Below are 1,640 nucleotides of genomic sequence, written 5' to 3'. Positions count from 1 at the left end.
TATAGCGCGACAATCTGAGTGAGACCTGCGCGTCAATCTGGATGAGGTTCTACGTCGCGGTGTCTGGGATCGTATCAGCGTGATTGTCGCTGGCAAGTTCTGTTTCAGGTGTTGATTGACGCTCCGCGACAATCTGGGGCGTGTTGCTGATTGTCGCGAAGGCGGCCGGCCGTCCGCGGGTTCGCTTTGCCTCCATGGCACTGCGGCGCCGGAAGCTTTCGACGTTCATCTCGAAGATCGTGGCGTGGTGGACCAGCCGGTCGACGGCTGCAAGCGTCATGGCAGGGTCTGGAAAGACCCTGTTCCATTCGCCGAAGGGCTGGTTTGCGGTGATCAGGATGGATCGTCGCTCGTATCGGGCCGAGATCAGTTCGAACAGGACGCTGGTCTCGGCCTGATCCTTGGTGACATAGGCGAGGTCATCGAGGATGAGCAGGTCGAACTTGTCGAGCTTGGCGAGGGCGGCTTCGAGTTGCAGTTCGCGGCGCGCGACCTGCAGTTTCTGGACCAGATCAGTCGTTCTGGTGAACAAAACGCGCCAGCCATTCTCGATCAGGGCGAGACCGATGGCGGCCGCGAGATGGCTTTTTCCGCCGCCGGGAGGACCGAACATCAGGACATTGGCGCCCTTGGCCAACCAGCTGTCGCCTGCAGCCATGGCCATGACCTGCGCCTTGGAGATCATTGGAACAGCCTCGAAGGCGAAGCTGTCGAGCGTCTTGCCTGGCGGCAGGTGAGCCTCGGCAAGATGGCGTCCGATACGGCGATTGGCGCGCTCGGCCAGTTCGTGCTCGGCGATCGCCGCGAGGAAGCGCGCTGCTGGCCAGCCTTCGCGATCGGCCGTTTCAGCGAACTGGGGCCAGAGGGTCTTGATCGTGGGCAGGCGCAGCTCGTTCAGCATGATGTCGAGACGCGCCTCGTCGATGGGATGTGCGCTCATCATGCCGTTTCTCCCATCCAGGCGGCCGGGGCGACAAGCGCGTCATAGCTTTCGAGGCCAACCTGCTGCACTGTGACGGTTGGCAAGTCCGATGGGTCAGGACCAAATTGCCTGCGCAAGGCCACGGGATCGGGCAGTTGCCCGGCACTCAGGACCGCCTCCAGTTCCGCAGCCAATTCCCGCTCGCAGCCACGGTCATGCGCCAGCGCGAGCAGCTCGACGGTGACCTTGCAGGCCATCTTCTCGGGCAGATGGGCAATCAACATCTCGAAGGCCTGTCGATAGGCCGGGCGCGGAAAAAGCTTGTCGCGGTAAACAAGGTTCAGCAACGCCATCGGCTTGCGCCGCAGGGAGTGAATGACATGGTGGTAATTGACCACCTGGTCGTGCCGTCCATCGGAATGGGCACGCCCGCGCGGCAGCGTCATCAACTTGGTGCCACCCATGAAGACCTCCAGCCGGTCATCGTAGAGGCGGATCCGAAGCCGATGCCCGATCAGGCGGGAAGGCACGGTGTAGAAGACCTTGCGCAGGGTGAATCCTCCAGTGCTCGACACCGTGACGATGACTTCTTCGAAGTCCGTTGTACGACGGGTGGGCAAGGCCTGCAGACAGGCCCGCTCTGCAGCTATCTGCTTGCCCTGGGCTGCGTTCCGGCGGCCGACGATCTCATCGATGAAGGCACGATAGGCTTCGAGAT

1 protein-coding gene and 1 pseudogene are annotated in these 1,640 nt (G+C 62.1%); both read right to left on the bottom strand.

The annotated features are described in order from the left end of the window. Positions 1-49 precede the first annotated feature (49 nt). Complete coding sequence (istB, locus tag Q4543_RS24310; RefSeq protein WP_303442714.1) at positions 50-943, bottom strand: IS21-like element helper ATPase IstB; 894 nt, start codon at positions 941-943, stop codon at positions 50-52. Further along, positions 940-1,640, bottom strand: a pseudogene (locus Q4543_RS24305) (IS21 family transposase); the annotation flags it as partial. The gene istB and the pseudogene Q4543_RS24305, both read right to left, overlap by 4 nt.

The sequence above is a fragment of the Salipiger sp. 1_MG-2023 genome (assembly GCF_030547555.1).
GTDB lineage: Bacteria > Pseudomonadota > Alphaproteobacteria > Rhodobacterales > Rhodobacteraceae > Salipiger.
The sequence above is the reverse complement of the archived record's forward strand: the minus strand, read 5'-3'. Positions and strand labels throughout refer to the sequence as shown.

Excerpts from the sequence above, each read along its gene's own strand:
- istB (WP_303442714.1), bottom strand. The coding sequence starts at position 943 with ATGATGAGCGCACATCCCATCGACGAGGCGCGTCTCGACATCATGCTG.